The sequence below is a fragment of the Corynebacterium sp. HMSC055G02 genome (assembly GCF_001809065.1).
GTDB lineage: Bacteria > Actinomycetota > Actinomycetes > Mycobacteriales > Mycobacteriaceae > Corynebacterium > Corynebacterium jeikeium_D.
Window position 1 is genome coordinate 1 of the sequence record NZ_KV795674.1, and the last position, 273, is coordinate 273.

Annotated in this window: 1 protein-coding gene; it reads right to left on the reverse strand. The window is 61.2% G+C overall.

Features of this window, described 5'->3' with window-relative positions:
• Positions 1-273: transposase (locus HMPREF2547_RS09790; protein WP_210383946.1), on the reverse strand; the 273-nt coding region annotated here is incomplete at both ends.

A 273-nucleotide genomic window follows, 5' to 3' on the forward strand; every position in this document is an offset into this window, starting at 1 on the left:
TGATACGGGTCAGTTTCAACGCCAGGGCGTAGATGGCTTTGCCGGCGTCGGTGCGTGGTCGTGATGTGGTGTAGCGGCGGATGACGCGTTGCGCATGGACGAGGCATCGTTGGATTATCGCGTTCGGCCAGCAGGCTTTAATCGCAGTAAGTGCGCCTTGTCCGCCGTCGAGGACGACGCAGAGCGGCTCAGCGATTTTGCGGAGTAGCTGCGTGTAGGCGTGGGCGGTTTCGTGTTTGGTCCAGTGCCATGCGATGACGTGGTCGTGGCTGG